Below are 21295 nucleotides of genomic sequence, written 5' to 3' on the forward strand. Positions count from 1 at the left end.
TACTGGAATAGGGTTTGCAACCAAAACGAAGTTTTCGCGTCATGCCGCCTGAAGGGCGTGTTCGCGTACAGTAGAGGCGTTCTGACGGCGTATATATGAGACTGGTTGCACCCTTCGGCTTTTATGGCAGCGGCAATATTGGCGATGAAGCCACGCTGTTGGGGTTTGGCCGCCTGATTGAACGTTTCGGCGGGGGCATCGGGGTAGATGTTGCTTCCAGCGATCCGGCCCACACGAAGCGAGTAGAGCCGGGGTTCCGCTACTATCAGTATATCGACGGGATAATGGGGCTCCCGGCCAAGCTGCATGCCCATATGGGGGCTGGCTATATCATTCCGGGCGGCACGCCGATCATGGACAATCTGGGCGACTGGCCGCTGCTGAGCCTTGGCGGCATGCTCCAGCACGCCGGAAACTGGGGCAAGCCCGCAGCCTTTGTCGGGGTTGGCGTCGAGCAGCTCCGCCACGACATCTCGCGCCAGAGGGTGCAGGAACAGATCATTCCGAACGTCATGTGCTGGAGCGTGCGCAGCGTACATGACCAGGACCGGCTGCTGGACCTTGGGGTTGCACCGGACCTGATCACCATCGCGGCAGACATGGCCTGGCTGCTGGATCCGGCCGAGCCGGCCTATGGCCGCAAGGTAACCCAGCGCCTCGGGCTGGGCGGTCGGCCTGTCATCGGCGTCAACATCAATGCCGAAGACCACATGATGGAGAAGGCGCCGCGCCTGTTCACCGAACTGGCCGCCGCGCTCGACGATCTGGTTAACCGGCATGGCGCGCGTGTCCTGTTCCTCTTCAACGAAGTGCGGGAAGGGGACACCTATGACCAGGCGGCAGCGGACCTTGTTCGTTCACTGATGTCGCGCAAGGATGCGGTCCTGATGGGGCCATCTGACTACCTGACGCCACAGGAGATGATGTCAATCATTGCGCAGTGTGCGATGACGATTTCGACGCGGTATCATTTTTGTGTTTTCTCGGCCCTGCAGGGGGTTCCGTTCCTTGGGATCCGCCGGTCTGACAAGGTGAGCGATCTGTGCCGTGATCTCGGTTGGAAAGCCGCGCTTGATCCGGATGCCGCTGCGCATGCGGACATTTCCGCGATGGGAGACCAGTTGCTGGGTGATCCCTCCGCCGAGTTGAAAAAACTGTCAGAGAAGATTGCGGCCATGCGGGTGCGGGCCGAAGACAACAGGATCGCGCTGGATGCCTTGCTGGGGGCAATGCGTGGGGTAGGAATGCAGACCTGGATGCGCCATGCGGCTGGCCGGGTCGGACAAAAACTGGGGGGTGGAGTTCGATGAAACCCGAGACGACAAAAGTGTTGGTGATTACAGGCGTGTTTCCGCCGATGCCGATTGCAGAGGGTGACCATATTGCGCGGCTCAGCGAGGGGCTGGCGGAGCGCGGATTTTCCGTCGATGTGCTGACCAGCAAGAAAGCGGATGGCAAGAGTGTCAAAGGCTGCCGCGTCCATGCGGAAATGGATAACTGGAACTGGTCTTCGCAAGGCAAGGTGCTGCGCCATGCGCAGGACTTGAAGCCGGACCTGATCTTTATCTGGTTCATCGGCATGGCGTTCGAGTTTCATCCGATGATCTCGCTGCTGCCGACGCGTCTGAAAGCGGCCCTGCCGGACACGCAGATCGTGACCCAGATCACGGCACCGGTGGGGGTCCGCCCGAAAGAACATCCGTTCCTGACCCGGTTGAACCTGAAACTGTCTGCGCGTGCGCTGGGCGGTGGGAATATCAGTTATGAGTACGGCACGATCCTGCGGGACAGCGATCGCGTGATTGCCATGGCAAAACCTCATCTCGAACGGTTCGCCGAACACATGCCGGGACTGGAAGAGAAAGCTGTCATCATTCCTCCGCCGCCCTTGATTCCTATGAGCGTTCCGGGTGATGCGTCGCGCCTGAAGGGGCGTGAAATGCTTGGTGTTCCGGCGGATGCACCGCTGTTTGCCTATTTCGGCCGCCTCTATGTCGGCAAGGGCCTTGAATATCTCGTCCGCGGCTTCGCCAAGGTGCGGGCGCAGGTGCCTGATGCCCGCCTCGCCATCATCGGTGGTGCTGCGCCGGATTATTTCAAATCGGGCTGGAGCGTCGATGACCTGCACGCGATTGCGCGCGAAGAGGGGATTGAGGACGCGATCAGCTGGACCGGGGAGTTCCCGTTCGATACCGATGCCGGCTCGCTCTACCTGCGGGCCGCTGATTATGCCGTGCTGCCCTTCTCCGAGGGCGCCGCCCTGAACAACAGTTCCATTGCGGCCTGCGCCGCGCATGACTTGCCGGTCATCACCACGCTGGGGGAGCGTCCGGAACCGGAATTTGTCGACCAGCAGAACGTGCTTCTCGTCAAGCCGAAGGATTCCGACGCGCTGGCCGACGGCATGATACGCTTACTGAAGGATGCGGACCTGACATCACGGCTTCGCGCCGGGGCAGTCGCGCTGACGAAGCAGTATTTCAGCTGGGACGCGACCCTCGACAGTACGGTAAGCGTGTTCGAAGACGCGCTGGAGACAGCAGCGCTTCGAGAGCTGGCATGACCCGCGTCAAACAGGCCCTCTTTCTGGTGGGCGGCAGAGGCACCCGGTTGGGGGCCCTGTCGGCAAATACACCGAAGCCCATGCAGGAAATCGCGCCGGGCGTCCGTTTTTTGGACCTGATCCTGGAGAATGCTGCGCGGATGGGGTTCACGGATCTTGTCCTGCTGGCCGGCCATCTCGGAGACAAGGTCGAGGAGGCCTATGACGGCCAACGTATCGGCGAGGCGGCCATCCGTGTCGTGCGGGAAAGCCAGCCGATGGGAACCGGCGGTGCACTGGCGCAGGCAGCTCAGGTACTGGATGAGCATTTCGTCCTGCTGAATGGCGATTCCTTTTTCGACATCAATTTGCGCGCGCTGACGGCCGCGCCCCTTCCGGAAGGCGGTGGCCGCCTTGCCTTGCGCATGGTGGAGGATACTGCCCGCTACGGGTCCGTTCAGTTGGACGGGGCCAGGATCTCCGCCTTCATTGAAAAGAACCCGGACCTGACCGGACCGGGCCTGATCAATGGCGGCATCTACTATCTTGATCGCGCCATGGTCAGCCGGATCGAGGCGCCATCTTCCATCGAAAGCGATGTGTTTCCGGAACTGGTGAAAGAGGGGCGCCTGGAAGGCCTGCCTTTCGACGGATACTTTCTGGATATCGGCTTGCCTGAAACGCTGGCACAGGCGCAGCGCGAAACGGCTGCAATGCGGGTCCGTCCCGCGGCCTTCCTCGACCGCGACGGCGTCCTGAATGAAGATCACGGCTACACCCACCGTGTGGATGACCTCACATGGATTCCGGGCGCTCGAGAGGCGATCCGCCTGCTGAATGATCGCGGGTATCGTGTGATCGTTGTGACCAATCAGGCGGGCGTGGCGCGTGGATATTACGAGGAAGAGGCGATCGGCGTCTTCCATGCCGGTATGCAGGCGCAGCTCGCAGAAGAGGGCGCTTTTGTTGATGCCTTCTATCACTGTCCTTTCCACGCAGACGGGAAGGTGCCAGCCTATACAGTGGAAGACCATCCCGACAGGAAACCAAACCCCGGCATGATCCTGCGCGCACTGAACGACTGGCAAGTGAACCGGGAGGCGAGCTTTCTGATCGGGGACAAGCCATCCGACATGGAAGCCGCCCGCCGTGCTGGGCTGCCCGGCCACCTGTATACAGGCGGGGATCTCCTTGCGTTCGTGTCGGGTATAATCGGACCCGGCTGAGCCGGTGGAGGTAAGAATGTCTTCGGCAATTCCGTTCGACGAGATCCAGCGCTGGACATTCGATGCCGCCCTGCCGTTGTGGGCGGAAGCCGGCTATGACCTGCAAAGCCAACGGTTTGTCGAGAAGCTGGATTATTCCGGAGAACCGATTGATGCGGGGTTCCACCGCACCCGCGTGACCGGACGGCAGACCTATGTGTTTTCCCACGCCGCGATTCTCGGCTGGGAGCAGGGCATGACCTTGTCGGCAGAGGGCGCTCGCCAGCTCGATGAGCTGTATCTGGGCCCCGAAAAGGGCTGGCCGCGAACCACAGACCGCGAAGGCGCCGTGCTGGACGGCACGCCGGACCTGTACGATCTGGCCTTCGTCCTGTTCGGCTATGCCTGGCGCCACAAGGCAGCGCGGGATCAGGAGTCCCGTGCGGGCATGCACCGCGCGATGGACTTCATCGACACGCATTTGCGGGCGGAAAACGGATTCTGGCACGAATTACCGCCGGAAGGCTGGCGCCTGCAGAACCCGCACATGCACCTTCTGGAGGCCTCGCTCGTGTCCTACGAGGCCACGGGAGAGACGCGCTTCCTGGCAACGGCGCGAGAGCTGGTGACCCTGTTCCGCGACAAGCTTTTCGACGGCGCCACGCTGGCGGAGTATTTCGACGCTGACTGGAACCGTGCCGAGGGGCGTGATGGTCAACTGGTTGAGCCCGGCCATCAACTGGAATGGGCCTGGATTCTCGTCCAGTACGGCAAGCTGACGGGCGAGGATACGGTTGCGCTGGCAGAAGGTCTTGTCCGGTTCGCCGAGACCCATGGGGTCGATTCGCAGACGGGCCGGACGATGCAGGTCGTACTGGACGACGGGGCGGCAGTTGATGCCGGGGCGCGGACCTGGCCGAATACGGAGCGGATCAAGGCCCATCTCGCCCTGTTTGAAGCAACGGGACAGGATCCGCGCGCCGCCGTTGCAGCGAGCTCACGCCTGTTGCTGGATCAGTATCTCAACACGCCAATACCGGGTCTGTGGCTGGAGCGATTCACAGCGGATGGTGAGCCGGACGCCGATGATGTGCCGGCATCGACCCTTTACCATGTCTTTCTGGCGTTCACCGAAGTACTGCGTCTGCAGGAAAAAATCGAAGCCTTGGGACGCTGAACCTGCTGTATATTCAACGGAACTGATGTGCCGCCGCCACGTTCAGCGGCAATATGGCGGCCCGCTGGCTGTCTCAATCCTGAGCAGGCCTGGAAATTCGCGAGGAAATTTGCCTCCGGAGGTTGGGTCTCATGGCGGAGCGGCCTACATGAGACTTAACAGGAAAGAACCGATGACAAGCGCAGAGGCAGACACTTCGGCCAGGACGTCCGGGCGTCTGGTCGCCATTTCCAACCGGACTGCCGCCGGCAGTGAGAGCAAGGCAGGCGGGCTCGCCGTGGCCCTCTGGGAAACCCTGGTGGAGACCAAAGGCCTGTGGATTGGCTGGTCTGGCCGGGTGCTCGACTTTGAAACGGCACGGGTCAATTATGTCGAGGAAGAGGGGGTTCAGTTTGCCCTCAGTGATCTTTCCCGCCGGCAATATGACGGTTTCTATCTCGCCTACGCCAATTCTGTGCTCTGGCCGGTCATGCACAACCGGATCGACCTGGCGGTCTTCGAAGCCGATACTTACCGCAACTACCGGTCCGTGAATGAGAAGTTTGCCCGGATTGCGGTTCAGGAAGCCCGGCAGGAAGACTTTATCTGGGTGCATGATTATCACTTCTTTCTGCTCGGGCGGATGATGCGCCAGCGTGGCTGGCAGGGCCGCCTTGGCTGGTTTCTGCATATTCCGTTTCCCGCGCCGGACGCCTTCCGGGCGATCCCGCAGCACCGGGAACTGGGCGAAGCCATGTGCGCCTATGACGTGGTGGGCGTTCAGACCGGCAAGGACCTCTACAATCTCGCCCGCTACCTCGAAGAAGAGTTCGATGCGGAAGAATTGCCGGATGGCCGGTTCAAGGTAGGGGAGCGAACTGTCCGCCTGCTGCATTGCCCGATCGGGATTGATGTCGATGCCTTCGTGAAAGCCTCCACCTGTGAAGACGCGCAGCTGGCCGCGTCGAAGCTCGACAGATTTCTGGGGAACCGTCAGCTGGTGCTCGGCGTCGACCGGATGGATTATTCCAAAGGCCTGATCCAGCGCTTCGAAGGCATGGCAGACCTTTTTGACCGGCACCCGGATGTGCATGGGCACATATCCTTTACCCAGATCGCACCGCCCTCGCGGACGGTTGTCGAAGGCTACCAGCAACTTCGCCAGCAGCTGGACGAACTGTCCGGCCGGATCAATGGCGACTATGGAGACCTGGACTGGATTCCCATTCGCTATCTGGCACGCGGGTATGACCGGGACGAGATTGCAGGCCTCTATCGTGCCGCGAAAGTATGCCTTGTCACGCCCTTGCAGGACGGGATGAATCTCGTCGCCAAGGAATTTATCGCGGCACAGAACCCGGACGATCCGGGGGTATTGGTCCTGTCACAGTTTGCGGGCGCCGCCGAGCAAATGAATGAAGCCCTGATCGTCAATCCGTATGACGCTGGCGCAATTGCCGAAGCCGTTTATCAGGCTATTCATATGCCGCTGGCGGAACGGCAGGCCCGCTGGCGCAGCTTGATGGATGGCATCCGGTCGCAGGACCTGGTCTGGTGGAGGCAACGTTTCCTCAACGCCGTTCCCGCAGATGCAGAGGTGCCAGTACTTTCATGACAGGACAGGCTATCGCGCCGCCGCCGCTGACCGCGGGCGATGCGCTATTTCTCGATTTCGACGGAACGCTGGCCGGCCTGCAGGACGATCCGGATACGGTGTTCCTGGCTCCCGGTATGGATCTCGTCCTGGAGGCCGTCGGCGACCGTCTCGATGGGGCGCTTGCGATCCTGTCCGGCCGTGACGCTGGCGATCTGGCCCGGCGTGTGCCGGGCGGGTTATGGCGTGTCGGCAATCATGGCCTGATCCCGCTGGCGCCAGACCAGCAGGCACCGGATACGCGCGCCTCTGCGCCGGACGCCGTGCGCGGCGCGATCGAGAAGATCAGCGCGATGTTCCATGGCACGCGCGTTGAAACGAAAGGCCCTGTTCTGGCTTTGCACTACCGTCAGGTGCCGGACGCGGCAGACGATCTGGCGATCGCTCTCGCTGAAGCGGGGCTGTCGGGGGCGGGATATCGCATCCAGCATGGAAAGTTCGTGTTTGAGGCGAAACCCCAGGATGCCAACAAGGGCCACGCGCTGGCCCGTATGATGCATGAAGCGCCCTTTGCCGGGCGACGTCCGGTCATGATTGGTGACGATACGACCGATGAAGATGCTTTCAGGGCGGCCAACCGCCTTGACGGGTTGACGGTCAAGGTCGGCGCAGGCGACACCGTCGCGCGGCACCGGCTGGAAAATGTCGACGCCGTGCATGCTTATCTGAAGGAGTTGGCTGACACATGAGCGGACTGGACCTGGGCATCGTGGGCAATGGCACGATTGCCGCCCTGATCAATTCACGCGGTGATTACCAATGGTCTTGCCTGCCGAGGTTCGATGGAGAGCCGGTGTTCAACCAGCTGCTAGGAGGTGGCGGCACGTTTTCTGTCTGGATGGAAGACCTCGCGTCCCGCACCCAATCCTATGACCATAACACGGCCATCCTGCGGACACGTCTTGAGTCGCGTGACGGCGCCATCGTCGAGATTGTGGATTTCGCCCCGCGGTTTGAAAACCAGGGCCGGATGTTCCGCCCGGCCGCGCTGGTTCGCCGATTCCGAGTCCTGGCGGGCACGCCGCGCATGCGTATCACGCTGACACCCGAAACCGATTGGGGCGGGCGAAAGCTGAAGCCTGTGAGAGGGGTCAATCACGTCCGGTATGTGGATGAAGAGATCAGCTTCCGTGTAACCACGGATGCGCCGGTCTCCTACATCCTGTCAGGCACGAGTTTTATTCTGGACCGGGAAGCGGCCTTCATTCTGGGGGCGGATGAATCCCTTTCCGATCATCCGGAAGTGATCGCGCGTGATTGGGAAGAGCGCACGCGCCTTTACTGGAAGCGCTGGGCGCGCAGCCTTGCCGTACCGTTTGAATGGCAACAGGCGGTCATTCGTGCTGCGATCACGCTGAAGCTGTGCGTCTATGAAGAAACCGGCGGCATTGTTGCGGCGCTCACCACCTCCGTGCCCGAACACGCAGGATCCGAGCGGAACTGGGATTATCGTTACTGCTGGATCCGGGATGCCTATTTCACCGTAACGGCGCTGAACCGCCTGTCCGGCATGGGCACGCTGGAGCACTATATGCGCTGGGTCCGGAATATTGTGGCGCAATCAAAGGGTGGTCATATCCAGCCAGTGTACGGTATCGGCCTGGAAGCCGATCTGACGGAAGACTTTGCCGACCAGTTGCCGGGGTATCGCGGCATGGGGCCTGTGCGCCGTGGCAACCAGGCGGCGGAGCACGTCCAGCATGATGTGTATGGGCAAGTGGTCCTGGGCGTTGCGCAGAGTTTCTTCGATACGCGCCTGATGAAGCGGCCCGGCCTGACCGAATTCGAACAATTGGAACCCGTTGGAGAACGGGCTTTCGCAGTCCATGACACGCCCGACGCGGGTATCTGGGAATTCCGGACGATTGCCCATGTGCACACGTCATCCGCCATCATGTGCTGGGCGGCTTGTGACCGGCTCGCGAAGATCGCGGCGCATCTTGGCCTGCCAGCGCGGGCGGATTACTGGCGCGAGCGGGCCGAGATCGTTCACGGAACGATCCTTGAGAAAGCCTGGAACGAGGAGATTGGTGCCTTCACTGCGGCGTTCGGCGGGGAAGATCTGGATGCGTCCGTCCTGTTGATGGCGGAAATCGGGTTCATGGCGGCGGATGATCCGCGATACGTGTCCACGGTGCAGGTGATCAACCGGGACCTGCGCGAGGGCGACCATGTCTATCGCTACAAGGTGACGGATGATTTCGGAAAACCGAAAACCGCCTTCACCGCCTGCACCTTCTGGCTCGTCGATGCTTTGTACCGGATCGGGGAGACCGAAGAAGCGCGGCGTGTCTTCGAGGCGCTGCTGGCGGCGCGCAACCATCTGGGCCTGCTGTCCGAGGACGTCGACACTGACACCGGAGAACTGTGGGGAAACTTCCCGCAGACCTACTGCATGGTCGGGATCATCAATTCGGCGGCCTTGCTTTCGCGGCCGTGGAGTCAGGCGATGTAGGCGGCCTTGCCTAATTTTTAGGCAGGTCTATTCGCGCTTCCCTCAAAGCCGGGCGGCCCCGGCAGAGCAAGGATGTACCTGTTAGCTTGCCTTGACCGGGTGCATCCATGCATGCGTTGTTGTCTCCATGGGAGAGGCGCCACAATTTTTTGATGAAATGGATGGGTTCGACGGAAACGTCCGAGCCCCCTATGCGGCCTATTCAAACTGGCTGCAGGAAATGAGTCGGCCGGCCCTTCTGAAGAAATCTGTCGAAGCGCAGGCCTTTTTCCGGCGCACCGGGATCACGTTTAATGTCTATGGGGAATCCGAAGCGGACGAACGGCTGATCCCGTTTGATTTGGTCCCGCGCATTATCGGTGCAGGGGAGTGGGCGAACCTCGTTCGCGGAATCGAGCAGCGGGTTAAGGCGATCAACGCCTTCCTGCATGATATTTATCACCGGCAGGAGATTATCCGGGCTGGCCGTATTCCCGAGCGCCTGATCCGCGAGAATGATGCCTTCCTGCCGAGGATGATCGGAGTTGATCCCCCGGGCGGCATATACACCCACATTGTCGGCGTGGACCTGGTCCGCACCGGACCCAACGAATTCTATGTGCTGGAGGACAATGCCCGCACGCCGAGTGGCGTGTCCTACATGCTGGAAAACCGCGAGACGATGCTGAAGATGTTCCCGGAACTCTTCTCGCACATCCGTGTCCAGCCGGTTCAGCAATATCCGTCCATGCTGCGTCGGTCGCTTGAACAGTGCGCGCCGCCAGCGGCAAACGGCAATCGGCCAACCGTGGCGGTCCTGACCCCGGGCATCCACAACTCCGCCTATTTCGAACACGCCTTCCTGGCTGACCAGATGGGCGTTGAATTGGTTGAAGGCCACGACCTTCGGGTCACCGACGGACGTATCGCCATGCGCACGACGCGCGGTTACGAACCTGTAGATGTGATCTATCGCCGGATCGACGATGACTTTCTGGATCCCTTGAATTTCCGGTCCGACTCCCTGCTGGGCGTAGCGGGCATCTTCGACATTTACCGGGCCGGCGGGATCACGATCGCCAATGCGCCGGGCACCGGCATCGCCGATGACAAGGCGATCTATTCCTACATGCCGGAAATCGTCGAATTCTACACAGGCCAGAAGCCGATCCTGCAGAACGTGCCGACATGGCGGTGTGCCGAGAAGGACGCGCTGGCTTATGTCCTGGACCATCTGGAAGAGCTGGTGGTCAAGGAAGTGCATGGGTCCGGTGGCTATGGAATGCTGGTTGGCCCTGCCGCCAGCAAATCGGAATTGAAGAGTTTCCGCGCCAAACTGATGGCCAAGCCTGAATACTATATCGCGCAGCCGACGCTTGCGCTGTCTACAGTCCCTGTGCTGACAAAAACGGGACTTGCGCCCCGGCATGTCGATCTGCGGCCATTTGTTCTTGTTTCTCCGGAAGGTGTTCAGGTGACACCAGGCGGATTGACGCGCGTGGCCATGAAAAAAGGCTCCCTGGTGGTAAACTCCAGCCAGGGCGGCGGAACCAAGGACACCTGGGTCCTTAAGGGGGACTAGGTGATGTTGGGCCGCACAGCTGCCGGTCTCTTCTGGCTGGCTCGTCACCTCGAAAGGGCGGGGAATACCTCGCGCCTGGCCGAAGCTGGTTTCCGCATGGCATTGACGCGGGCCGATTCCGATACAGAGGAATGGCAATCTGTTGTCACCACAGCAGGGTGCAAGAAGGCTTATCTTGAAAAGCATGAGACAATCCGGTCGGACAAGATCCTGGATTTCATCCTGCGCGACAAGGACAATCCCAACAGCGTTCTCTGCGCTTTCCACACGGCGCGCGAGAATGCCCGGATGACCCGTACCGCCCTGACGCGGGAGGTGTGGGAAGCGATCAATGAAGCTTGGATGAGTGTGCGCGATGCATTGCGCCGCCCGGTGCCGGAACGGGATCTGCCCGAAATCCTGTCATTGGTACGCCGCCAGGGCGCGCAGGTGAGCGGCGCAGTCACTGGCACCATGCTGCGCAATGACATCTACAATTTCATGCAGATCGGCACGCTGGTCGAGCGAGCCGATAATACGTCGCGTATTCTGGACGCGAAGTATTATGTGTTACTGCCTTCCAGCGCATCAATTGGGTCGTCGCTTGATAATGTGCAGTGGGAAATGATCCTGCGGTCTGCCTCGGCAGAGCGCAGCTTTTACTGGCTGAATGGCGGACGGGCCAGTCCGCCCGCCATTGCAGACTTTCTGATCTTTGACGCACGCCTGCCGCGGTCTCTGGCATTCTGCTATGATATGATTACGGAGTATCTGGGGCGGCTTGCCATTGAATATGGTGAAAGCACACCGGCGCATGAGCTGGCGACCCGTCAGGAGAACCGCCTTACTGATTTGAACATCGCGCTTGTGTTTGAGGAGGGGCTGCATGAATTCCTCACCAGCTTCATGGCTCAGAACGCGGCTTTCTCAGCCCAGATAGAAACCGACTACAGGTTCAATGAGTAAGCCATGAGACTGCGCATCGATCACACAACAGTCTATAATTATGAAAAGGCGGCGGTCTATGCGCTGCATCAGGTGCGCAAGCGCCCGCACGACACGGATGCACAAACGGTAATGGCCTGGGAGCTGGTTCTGGATGGGGCCAAGCTCGAAGCGCAATATGTCGATCATCACGGCAATCATGTCGATCTCGTCTCCATCGAGCCGGACGCCAAACGCGTGTCGATTTCCTGCCAGGGCGAGGTTGAGACCCGCGACACAGCGGGCGTGTTGACCAATAACCGGATGGTCCCGCCCCTCTGGCTCTATCGCCGATTTACACCACTTACGAAGGTGGGGAAGGGCGTCCGCGGTCTCGTCTCCCAGTTGGGAAAGGACCCGGCACTCAATCTCGAAACGCTGCATGAATTGATGAACATGATTGCAGAGGCGGTCGTCTATGACACCCAGCCGACCGGACCGAACACGACGGCCGAGGAGGCCCTCGAAATCGGTCATGGCGTTTGCCAGGATCATGCGCACGTCTTCGCGTCGGCGGCGCGGCTACTGGGGTTTCCGGCCCGGTATGTCGGCGGGTACATGATGATGCTGGACCGGGTCGATCAGGACGCAGGCCATGCCTGGGCGGAAGCCTGGGTCGAAGGGCTCGGGTGGGTCGGATTTGATGCGGCCAACCGGGTTTGTCCTGACGAACGGTACATTCAGGTTGCAACTGGGCTCGACTATCGCGAAGCTGGTCCGATGACAGGGGTCATGTATGGCGGTGAACGGGAGGTCCTCTCGGTCAATGTCCAGGTCCAACAATAACAAACGGGTCCGAAGGGGTTCTAAGTGACATATTGCGTGGCGATGCGGCTCAACGCGGGGCTCATCTTCATGTCCGACACGCGCACGAACGCGGGCGTGGACAACATTTCCAAGTTCCGGAAGATGTTTACCTGGGAAGAACCGGGGGAGCGGGTGATTACCGTTCTCACGGCAGGGAATCTTGCAACGTCTCAGGCCGTCATCAGCGTTCTGGATGAACGGGCCAAAGCCCCAAAGGAACGCCGCCCCAGCCTGCTGGAAGCGCCGACCATGTTCCAGGTCGCCAATATAATTGGCGACACGCTCAAGGAAGTGATCAAGACGCAGAAGATGACCGGCCCCGAATCGGAGGCCGATTATGGCGCGACAATGATTGTGGGGGGGCAGATCGCCGGAATTGGGCCGCGCCTTTTCCTGATTTACCCCGAAGGCAATTTCATCGAAGCCAGCGAAGAGACGCCTTTCTTTCAGATCGGCGAAACGAAGTATGGCCGGCCGATCCTTCTGCGGGCCTATGACCCTGATATGAGTTTTGAGGAGGCGATCAAGCTCCTCTACGTTTCCTTTGACTCGACATTGAAAGCGAACTTGTCCGTTGGCATGCCGCTGGATTTACAGGTGGTGGAGAAGGGGACGATGCGGGTCCGTCATAACCGGCGTATCGACGAGGACGATCCGTACTTCCAGACCGTTTCCAGCAGTTGGGGTGACGCCTTGAAACTCGCCTTCAAGTCGCTTCCGGATTTTTCGTTCGACAAGAAGGACGAAGCCTAGGCGGTTGCCAGCCCGGGCGCGTATTCGCGGAAAAGCTTCTTGGCAAGCGCCACACGGCCTTCCGCATCCAGACCATCTGTATTTGCCGTGAGCGTTGCGTTCACCAGAGGCCGGATCCCCAGACGGTTGGCGATTTGAATGGCGAGGCCTGGGCGGGCATTCAGTTCCAGAAGGAGCGGGCCCTTCTCCTTGTCGAGCACGATGTCGGCGCCAAGATAACCTAGTCCAGTCACCTCATAGGCCTTGGCGGCCATCAACAGCATGGCGTCCCAATGGGGGACGGAGAGATTGCTGAGCGGATTGGCCGTGTCGGGGTGGATCTCCGTCGTCTTGCCATTCTGCATGCCGTGCAAAGTCCGGCCATTGACCAGATCGAGGCCGACGCCGACGCCGCCCTTGTGAAGGTTTGCCTTGCCGTCTGATTCTGCAGTTGGCAGGCGCACCATGGCGACGAAGGGAATACCGCGAAGGACGATGATACGGATGTCGGGAACGCCGCCGAAGCTGATCGGGTCGAAGACCTCGTCGAATTTGACGCGATACTCGATCATCGCCACGTCAGGCTGTCCCGAAAGGGAATACATACCGGACAGGACGTTGTTGACGTGGAATTTCAGGTCCTCGAACAGCGCACGTTGTCCATTGGACCGACGCCATCCGCCCCGCATGGGGCCGAGAATGACCTGAATACCATTCCCCTGGGAGCCGTTGGCTGGCTTGATGACGCAGCCGTCCGGTTTATCGAGCAGCTTGTCCAAATTCCTCATATCCAGAGGATTGCGGATCAGGCCGTAGAGTTCCGGTGTCGGAATATTTGCCTCGATGGCAAGGCGTTTGGTTTCGGTCTTGTCGTTGACCAGCCGCATCAGTCGGCGTGGATTGAGGTCATTCACAAGGCGAAGGTTTCGCTCATTGATACCGAGCAGACCGGCCTTGCGCAGGGCAACCCAGGTCCCGATCATTTTTCTGCCTGCTTGGCCAGTTCGCGGAAGCGGATGATCTCGCTGACGCGCAATCCGGTATACTTGCCCATCAGCAGGCAAGCCGCCATCAGGATCAGGAGCAGTTCAGGGAAACTGAACAGCAGGTATTCGATGTGCTTGTTCGTCATCACCAGATAGGACAGCGAGGCCACAAGCAACGAGCCGGCACCGGCCTTGATTGCATCCTCGGCGGAATACTCCTCCCACATGATAGACATGCGTTCGATGGTCATGGTCAGGATGACCATCGGGAACAGCGAGATCGAAAGCCCCATGCGCATGTTGGCGCTGTTGAAGACTTGCGCGATGACCGCCATGCAGATCACGATGAAGATCAGCACGACTGCGAGCCGCGGGACCAATAACAATCGGAGTTTTTCCAGATAGAAGCGCATGGCAAGGCCCAGCGCGACCAGCATGGTGAAGAGGATCAGGCCGTTCAACAGGGCTGTCTCCCGGAAGGCGATACCGATCAGGATCGGCATGAAGGTGCCGAGTGTTTCAATCCCGATGAACTGGCGCATGAAGACCAGCAGGACAATGCCGGCCGGAATCGTGATCAGAACCTGATAAACGAGCTGTGTGGTGACGGGCAGGCGGTCGAAGCTGAACAGTTCCACCGGGGTACGATCCGCGCGGGCAGCTTTCCGCATGACGTCGGAGGCGGAAGAATCGATCGGCTGGATCGAGACCTGCGGTTCGAAGTCAAACACGCCGTCGGCGCGGATCATTTCTTCCGCCCCGTACCAGATCGTGAAGAATTCCTTCGGATCGGCGCCAATGAAGTAGCGCTTGTCGCGTCCGTCGACGTGGTACTCCAGCCAGTGCTGCACTTCCGTGCGGCGTCTGGCTTCGTCGAGGTAAACGCCATTGGCCACACGTGCGCGGATGCCCTGGCTTTGAAGGGCTTCAGCTGCGAGCGTCAGGCGGTTGAGCGGCGGCGGCAGGACGGGGAGAAGCGCCTCGATTTCGTCGGCGTCTTTCTGGACGAAGATTTCCTGAAGGATCAATTCTGCAAGCGAGTCGTCGTCTGCTGAACGCCGACGCATGTCCGAGGACCAGACAAGGAAGGCCTGGCGTTCCAGGTCATTCAGCGATTCCGGTGGCTCGCGATCTGCTGGCCGGTGCATTTCCGCGGGCAGGGGAGAGCGCTCAGTTTCCCCCTCCAGGCGGGCCCTGTAGCGCAACACCTTGCGGTCATTTGGATAGCGATAGGTCCAGATCGCCTTGCGGCCGTTGTCATTGGCCGTTTCGAGGCGCAACCCGAATGCGCCATTGTAAAATTGTTCCTGCGAGACGCGCCGTGTGTCGCTGTTGGACGGGATGAACGTTTCGATCCGGACCGGCTGGTTGGCGGTGTCAAAATCAAGATAGATCTCGAAATCCCAGGTTGTCGTCTGGGTGCCCGGCGTGAGCGGGTAATTGTACTGGAATACCTTGATGCCGAAGATCGTCAGGGCGATCGCGGTCAGCACAAGGGCCAGAAGGCGGGTGTGGAAAGTACTAGTCACGCTCAGGTACGTTACATTCGTCGTCAGCGATAAAGGTCGATGCGGAATCGACCAGAACGCGGGACGCGAGGAATTCGCGGCCAATGAGGATGTCGTATTCAAAGTCCTCGCGGTCGGCAAGATTGACTTCAGCCAGACCCCGAACGCCTCCGACACAAATCGGCAGGTGAATCACGGGCCGCCGAATGGTCCCGCCGGTCTTCAGCTTGATCAGGGCAAACCGCCGGACATCCTGATCATAGCGCACAGTCCGGCCGTTCTTGCCGCGCAGCCGAAAGGTCACCCAGTCGTCCTTGCCGGACTTCTTGTAGACTTTCACATCGCGCCCATAGACCGAGGAGGAATCAGCGCCGGTGTCAAGTTTTCCTTTCATTTCAAGGCCTAACTTGCCGACGTGGACATCTTCGACAAAGCCCAGAACTGTCATGTCTTCGCGCCCGTCACGTTCGGCCAGGGCCGGTCCGGGGACCAGAGCCAGAGCGAGGGCGGCATAGATTGGCAGTCTCAACAGTTTCACGGGGGGACCCCTCCTTCCTGAGCTGTCGCGCGGCTGTCGCCTTAGCATGCGGTTGAGTGCAACGATAGACATTCTGCTCGGCGCAGAGACGCGGCACAAACACCAGATTCATGGCGAAAAATGGACATGAACTGCCAGTGCGTTCACCAAGCTGTCCGTCTCCCTTTTGCTGGCATTATTAACCCGCACCAGGCTTGGGAGTTCCGCCAGTCACCTTCCTGCTCCTGTCATCCCGGGAAGGCGTTCAGTTTATGTGTGCAGTCGTCAATTGTTTCACCGTCGACTTCTGTCCTTACCGCCATGCAGGAATGGCCTGTTGGGCGCGTTGAAACGCCCTCAGGACTGAAGGCAGATCAGGCTGAAACGGGGAAAACGGGCCATGTGTCGACGATCGCGCCGTCCTCATAGACGGCGATGTCGCCGAACTGCAGGAAAACCGCTTCGCTTTGCTGCGGGCGGAAGAAAACAAATTCGTCAGGCTGGATCGACAGTTCCGGGCCGCCATTCAGCATTTCCTGGTTCGAGGAACGCCCGAAGGTCTTGTTGTATTCGAGGCCGGGTGGGTCGACAGGATCGGCCAGCCAGTGCCCGCCATGAATGAAGACGGTCTTTTTTGAATTGGGATTCCAGGCTGAAGCGGCCCCGCTGGCGAATTCGAGGCCGGGCAGGCGGGTCTTGTCCAAGGACTTGATCACCGGGGTCGCGATAAAGCTGGCAGGCTGGTGAGGTTCCAGAAGCTCTGTGTCGAAATGCGTTGGCTTCACAAGACAAGACCCCGCCGAAACCTCGTTCGCAATGTCGGTGGATTGGTAATAGCGGTAAGTCGGACTGCCAGCCGCGTTCCGGGTCAGGCCCGACATCCTGTCTGCGCCGATCAGGGATGTCGCCTGTTCCAGAGCGGACGTATAAGTGTTCCACGCACTTTTCAGCGCCTTGTCTCGCCAGCCGAGCGTCGTCGGCAGGGAGGGGATATGCGGCTCATACCCCATGAATCCGCGAAATTCGAGATTCGGGTTTGCCTCGATTGCTTCAATGGTTGCGCCGAGTTCCGGGCCGGGCTCGAAGCCGCCCCGGTGCAGGCCAACATCGAGTTCGAGGACGATTTTCAGCGTGCGCCCGATATCGGACGCAAGAGAGCGATACATGTCCAACCGGGCGGGTGTATCGATCAGCCATTGAACGTTTTCGGCGGCATTGCTGGCGTCAGCTGGAAGTGTATCGAAATAGTGCCGGGCTGCGTACACCGGTAGCGGCTTTCCCAGAAGCTGGTCGGCGTCCGGCATGTCGATCGACAATTTCGACAACATGGGCTGGTTGAACGTCATCAGCCGGTTGGTGCCGGAAAGGTCCCGGATGTGGGAAAGGAGTCCGATCGAGGGCAGGGACTTGGCAACGATGCGGTAGCCCATGCCGGCGGGCAGGTGGGTCTTCAGCGTCCGTACATTGTCCGAGAGGCGCGCTTTATCGATCACCAGGGTCGGCCAGGCGATCCCGGCGCCGATCAGGGCGGCCTGAACGCTGAGGAAGTATGGATCACGTGGCCCACTATGGTCATGGGGTTTGTTCATCAGGACAGCTCCTCCGGCGGCGACGGCGGCGCCGCCCAGAAACAGGGTACGGCGCGATAATTCAGGCATCGAAGTCTACTCCGAACAGGTGCGCAAGATGCGGGTTCAGGAACTTCCCTTCCGGATCCAGCGACGCGCGCAGGTCAAGGAAGTTCTGGAAGTCCGGATAGAGGGAGATCAACTCTTCTTTCCCGAGGGAGTGCAGCTTTCCCCAGTGCGGACGGCCGCCATGGGCACGATGAATGGGTTCAAGAGCGGAGAAGAAATAATCGTAGGGCTCATCCACAGCGGCGTGTGTGGCGATCGACATGCGCGGGCCATCATTGAACGGACTTAGCCACGCGTCGTCTGGTGCCGTAATGCGGATTTCCATTGGGAAGAACGTGTCGTTCCGGGATTCGAGCGCCGCGATGATCTCGCGCAGGCAAGTCAGGCCATTCTCGAGCGGGATATGGTATTCCATCTCGTTGAATTTGGTCGGCCGGGCCGTAGCAAGCAGCTTCCAGTAGGCATCGGAGCTTTCTTCAATCAGGCCTTTCGGAAGGCTTCCGGCGGCGATCCGTTCACGCAGCCAGGTGGACCAGCCAAATACATCGCGCAGTTGCTTAAGTCCGGCGAGCGTGTCTTCATCCTCGTCCGGGACCCGGCCTGTTACCTCCCCCTCAAAGATATCGTGGGAAATTCCGGCGGCATATCCGGTGAAGGGAAAATAGTAGAATTCGAAATTCCGGTGTTGCTGCGAGAGGTCCATGACCTGATCAAGAAGCGTGTCCAGCTTTTCGACCCAGACCCGGCGTTTCAAATTGTAGGTCGGCACACAGTTCAATGTGTATTGCGTGATGACGCCCAGTGCGCCGAGCGATACCCGGCCTGCCATGAACAGGTCCGGGTCTGAGGCGGCGGAGACATCGCGGGCCGTGCCATCTGCCAGCATAATGCGGAAACCTTCGATGTGCGCATGAAGGGGTTGGAGTGTCCGGCCGGTGCCGTGCGTCGAGGTTGAGAAAGACCCGGCCAGCGTCTGCACATCCACGTCCGGGAGGTTCTGCAGTGCGAGACCGGCGCCATCCAGCTCACGTGCCGCCTGCCGGATACGGGTGCCAGCGCCGATCGTGGCTGTTCCTGTCGCGGCGTCAGCTGAGATCAGGCCCGAGAAGCGGCTGGCATCCACAATCATGTGTTCGGACGGGACGAGGCCGGTGAAAGAGTGTCCACTGCCAACGGGGCGGACGCGGCGCGCTTCGGCAAGGGCATTGGCGAGGTCTGCTTCGCTGGCAGGCACGGCGATCTGCTTTGGTGTGGATTGCTGGATCCCGGACCAGTTTGTCCATGCGACTTCGCCCTCTGGAGCAGGGGGTAAGCCCGGATCGTATCCGTCACGCGTGAAGTCCTTCATGCTCCAACGCGCGTATTGGACGCCGGGGATCGCGACGGCGGCAGCCAGCCCTGCGGTTCCGAGCAGCACGGCCCGGCGTGTGGTGCTCATGACTGACCCTCCGTTGCCATGAATTCGATGAGCGCCCGGAAGTCATCGTCTGTGCAGTCCGGGCAGTATCCCATGGAAGGCATCGTACCGCGTCCCGAATGAATTGAGGCGATCAATCCATCCATGCCGCGCTGGTCGATACGCGGCGCCCAGGCCGCAGAATGGCCTGTCAGCGGGGCGCCAAGCCCGTTCAGCGCGTGGCAAGCGCGACAGGACCGGTCATAGATCGCGGCAAGGTCCGGGTCGGAGGGCACGAGTGATTCGGCGAGGGCAATGTGTCGGGCGTCAGGCTCGACAATCTCAGGCGTGGAACTCCCGATCGCGCCGCGGGAACAGGCGCAAACGCATGCCAGCAGCAGCGTTGCTGAGAATATCCTCACCATTTGTCTCCCCGTCCGTTGCCCGGATCGTATTTAGATAGCAAGTGCTATCATTACAGGATACATCAGAATGAGTCTATCTTGGAACGATCAGATTATCGACGCTACTCCTTATTGGAGGACTTCCGGACGTCTTCGTTCAGGGCGGCGAGACGCAAGCTGACGGCATATGCCTTCTTGGTCTCCATGCCGGCAAGGATCATACCCGCCTGTTCCGAGCGCATCAGGCGCAGGAAGCCGGCCGCAAAGTCGGAATCCATCTGGTTGAAGATAGACGCCGCCTGATCCGGTTTCATGGTGCCATACATGCGCGCAAGATGGTCCATATCATCATTGGAGGCATCCTGAAGCTGGCCCCAGCGGTCCTGCAATGTGGCTTCCACCGCCTTGAGATCGGACGCGCGCCGGTCAAGTTCTTGCTGGCGGGCGAGCAGTTCCAATTCCAGTTCCTGAAGGGCAGCCTGTTGTTCTTTCAGCTTTTTCTGGTCATCCGCCAGAAGTGCAGCTGTCTCAGCCGTAAAGCAGACCTGGTCGACCTGTTTGGCGCCTGGCGCGATGGAGGACGGCGCCGGAGTCTGATCTGCTGATTCCGCGGGGTGGGACGGTTTCTGCGGGCTTTCCGCAATCGCCAGATTGCTGGGCAGAAACCTGACGGCGGCACCCAGCGTGAACAGGAATCCCAGCGTGAGCAGGACATAGGATCGGCTGTTGGTGAGGGACTTCATGGCAGGCAACCTGTTCCGTTTTCTGCGAGGTCAGCGCCCGGTGGTCTGGGCGAGGGGGCGATAGTCTTCGTCGGCGGCTTCTGTCATTTCACGCATGTCCTGCATGACCCGGTTCATCTCCATGATCCGTGTCTTTGACTGATCCAGGATGATCCGCATCATCGTGCTGAGCTCGGCTTGAGATGCGGTGACCTGGTCGACCGCATCCTTCTGCGTAGCTTCCAATGACGCTTTCAGTTCTTCCAGGCGCGCGCATGTCTGTTTTGCGTCTTCCAGATGGGTTCCGAGACGCGCGGCCATTTCGCCGACATGCGAACGCGTCTCCTTTGTCGAGCTGGACATGGCAGCAACGGATTTGGACATGGCCATGATCGTCGCGCCGAGGCCGTCGCGTGTATCCTGTAGCGCCTTCAGGCGGCGGTTCAGTACGAAACAGTAAGCGCACGCGGCAAATGACACGAGGATGATGGCGATGTCCGTGGCTTGAATAGGCATAGGGCTCACCTCAACAGGAATTCTGTGATCAGGACGCCTTGGGAGACGCCTCCGCCGAGCACCAGTTCGGATCGGCGGCTCAATTGTTCGCGCATGTGGGCGTAAAAATCGGGATTCTCGAAGTCGCTGAGTTCGACCGAGCGCAGGTAGTTGGTAAATGCATCGATCAGCACAGGCTCGGCCTTCTCAACCATGCCAGTGCTGCCATTACCGGTGACGATCGACACCTTCATCTTCAGGTAGCGTGTCGCTGGCTCGCTTCCGATCGTGATGAGTATGTCCTGCAATTCGACATATGACTGGTCTTGCTGCGCGATGGGCTCAACGGATGGGCCCGTTTCAACCACCGGGCACGCCGGTCCGGTCGGCGGGTCCGAAGCCAATACATATACGGTCGCGAAAGAGCTGGTCATGGCGCCCACAGCAAGAATTGCCAGGCCGACGAAACCGCCGCCCGACTTCTTTTCGCTGGTCTGATCGCCGCCGTCCGCGGCCTGATCGCCAGCTTTCGCAGCACCTTTTTTGGCCATCAAC

Annotated in this window: 20 protein-coding genes; 11 read left to right on the forward strand and 9 right to left on the reverse strand. The window is 60.0% G+C overall.

Annotated features, from left to right (window positions below):
* Positions 1–95 precede the first annotated feature (95 nt).
* The 11 genes from HAD_RS06200 (at position 96) to HAD_RS06250 (ending at position 13096) form a co-directional block, all read left to right on the forward strand.
* The gene (locus HAD_RS06200; RefSeq protein WP_035570007.1) at positions 96–1310 is read left to right on the forward strand and encodes a polysaccharide pyruvyl transferase family protein; all 1215 of its coding nucleotides are present in this window, start codon (positions 96–98) and stop codon (positions 1308–1310) included.
* A complete protein-coding gene (locus HAD_RS06205; RefSeq protein ID WP_035570008.1) occupies positions 1307–2563 on the forward strand; it encodes a glycosyltransferase family 4 protein in 1257 nt (418 codons plus the stop codon). Before HAD_RS06200 ends, HAD_RS06205 begins: the two co-directional genes overlap by 4 nt.
* Entirely contained in the window at positions 2560–3768 is a 1209-nt protein-coding gene (locus tag HAD_RS06210) for an HAD-IIIA family hydrolase (RefSeq protein ID WP_035570009.1), read from the forward strand. The genes HAD_RS06205 and HAD_RS06210 overlap by 4 nt, the downstream gene beginning before the upstream one ends.
* A 16-nt stretch (positions 3769–3784) precedes the next feature.
* On the forward strand, positions 3785–4924 hold the full coding sequence (locus tag HAD_RS06215) for an AGE family epimerase/isomerase (RefSeq protein ID WP_035570010.1): 1140 nt from the start codon (positions 3785–3787) through the stop codon (positions 4922–4924).
* Positions 4925–5096: 172 nt separating this feature from the next.
* Positions 5097–6518 carry an alpha,alpha-trehalose-phosphate synthase (UDP-forming) gene (locus tag HAD_RS06220; RefSeq protein WP_051595970.1) on the forward strand — a complete coding sequence of 474 codons (1422 nt, stop codon included), beginning with the start codon at positions 5097–5099 and terminating at the stop codon, positions 6516–6518.
* Positions 6515–7246 carry a trehalose-phosphatase gene (otsB, locus tag HAD_RS06225; RefSeq protein ID WP_035570011.1) on the forward strand — a complete coding sequence of 244 codons (732 nt, stop codon included), beginning with the start codon at positions 6515–6517 and terminating at the stop codon, positions 7244–7246. Before HAD_RS06220 ends, otsB begins: the two co-directional genes overlap by 4 nt.
* Positions 7243–9012, forward strand: a complete 1770-nt coding sequence (locus tag HAD_RS06230; RefSeq protein ID WP_035570012.1) for a glycoside hydrolase family 15 protein — start codon at positions 7243–7245, stop codon at positions 9010–9012. Before otsB ends, HAD_RS06230 begins: the two co-directional genes overlap by 4 nt.
* 127 nt (positions 9013–9139) lie before the next feature.
* On the forward strand, positions 9140–10573 hold the full coding sequence (locus tag HAD_RS06235; RefSeq protein WP_035570013.1) for a circularly permuted type 2 ATP-grasp protein: 1434 nt from the start codon (positions 9140–9142) through the stop codon (positions 10571–10573).
* A 3-nt stretch (positions 10574–10576) separates the two neighbouring features.
* Positions 10577–11518 carry an alpha-E domain-containing protein gene (locus HAD_RS06240; protein ID WP_035570014.1) on the forward strand — a complete coding sequence of 314 codons (942 nt, stop codon included), beginning with the start codon at positions 10577–10579 and terminating at the stop codon, positions 11516–11518.
* A 3-nt stretch (positions 11519–11521) separates the two neighbouring features.
* Positions 11522–12322, forward strand: coding sequence for a transglutaminase family protein (locus HAD_RS06245; protein ID WP_035570015.1), 801 nt, complete (start codon positions 11522–11524; stop codon positions 12320–12322).
* 24 nt (positions 12323–12346) lie between these two features.
* A complete protein-coding gene (locus HAD_RS06250) occupies positions 12347–13096 on the forward strand; it encodes a proteasome-type protease (protein WP_035570016.1) in 750 nt (249 codons plus the stop codon).
* Here the strand turns inward: HAD_RS06250 and HAD_RS06255 are convergent.
* The 9 genes from HAD_RS06255 to HAD_RS17840 all read right to left on the reverse strand — a co-directional run bounded on the left by HAD_RS06255 (position 13093) and on the right by HAD_RS17840 (position 21291).
* On the reverse strand, positions 13093–14058 hold the full coding sequence (locus HAD_RS06255) for an alpha-L-glutamate ligase-like protein (RefSeq protein ID WP_035570018.1): 966 nt from the start codon (positions 14056–14058) through the stop codon (positions 13093–13095). The two genes, HAD_RS06250 and HAD_RS06255, sit on opposite strands and share 4 nt — an antisense overlap.
* Positions 14055–15590 carry a UUP1 family membrane protein gene (locus HAD_RS06260; protein ID WP_162177475.1) on the reverse strand — a complete coding sequence of 512 codons (1536 nt, stop codon included), beginning with the start codon at positions 15588–15590 and terminating at the stop codon, positions 14055–14057. Before HAD_RS06260 ends, HAD_RS06255 begins: the two co-directional genes overlap by 4 nt.
* Positions 15583–16107, reverse strand: a complete 525-nt coding sequence (locus tag HAD_RS06265; RefSeq protein ID WP_035570020.1) for an ATP-dependent zinc protease family protein — start codon at positions 16105–16107, stop codon at positions 15583–15585. The genes HAD_RS06260 and HAD_RS06265 overlap by 8 nt, the downstream gene beginning before the upstream one ends.
* A gap of 353 nt (positions 16108–16460) precedes the next feature.
* Positions 16461–17675, reverse strand: coding sequence for an alanine racemase (locus HAD_RS06270; protein WP_162177476.1), 1215 nt, complete (start codon positions 17673–17675; stop codon positions 16461–16463).
* Between the two features lie 61 nt (positions 17676–17736).
* Positions 17737–19161 (reverse strand): D-arabinono-1,4-lactone oxidase, encoded by a 1425-nt coding sequence (locus tag HAD_RS06275; protein ID WP_035570022.1) that lies wholly within the window; start codon positions 19159–19161, stop codon positions 17737–17739.
* Positions 19158–19544, reverse strand: a complete 387-nt coding sequence (locus tag HAD_RS06280) for a c-type cytochrome (protein ID WP_035570023.1) — start codon at positions 19542–19544, stop codon at positions 19158–19160. The genes HAD_RS06275 and HAD_RS06280 overlap by 4 nt, the downstream gene beginning before the upstream one ends.
* Before the next feature lie 101 nt (positions 19545–19645).
* Positions 19646–20266: a MotE family protein gene (locus HAD_RS17835; protein WP_051595971.1), complete on the reverse strand. Its 621-nt coding sequence runs from the start codon at positions 20264–20266 to the stop codon at positions 19646–19648.
* Between the two features lie 30 nt (positions 20267–20296).
* The gene (locus tag HAD_RS06290; protein WP_035570024.1) at positions 20297–20761 is read right to left on the reverse strand and encodes a DUF6468 domain-containing protein; all 465 of its coding nucleotides are present in this window, start codon (positions 20759–20761) and stop codon (positions 20297–20299) included.
* Between the two features lie 5 nt (positions 20762–20766).
* Positions 20767–21291, reverse strand: a complete 525-nt coding sequence (locus tag HAD_RS17840) for a flagellar basal body-associated FliL family protein (protein ID WP_051595972.1) — start codon at positions 21289–21291, stop codon at positions 20767–20769.
* Positions 21292–21295 lie beyond the last annotated feature (4 nt).

Origin of the sequence: Hyphomonas adhaerens MHS-3 (assembly GCF_000685235.1) — a bacterium.
GTDB classification, from domain to species: domain Bacteria; phylum Pseudomonadota; class Alphaproteobacteria; order Caulobacterales; family Hyphomonadaceae; genus Hyphomonas; species Hyphomonas adhaerens.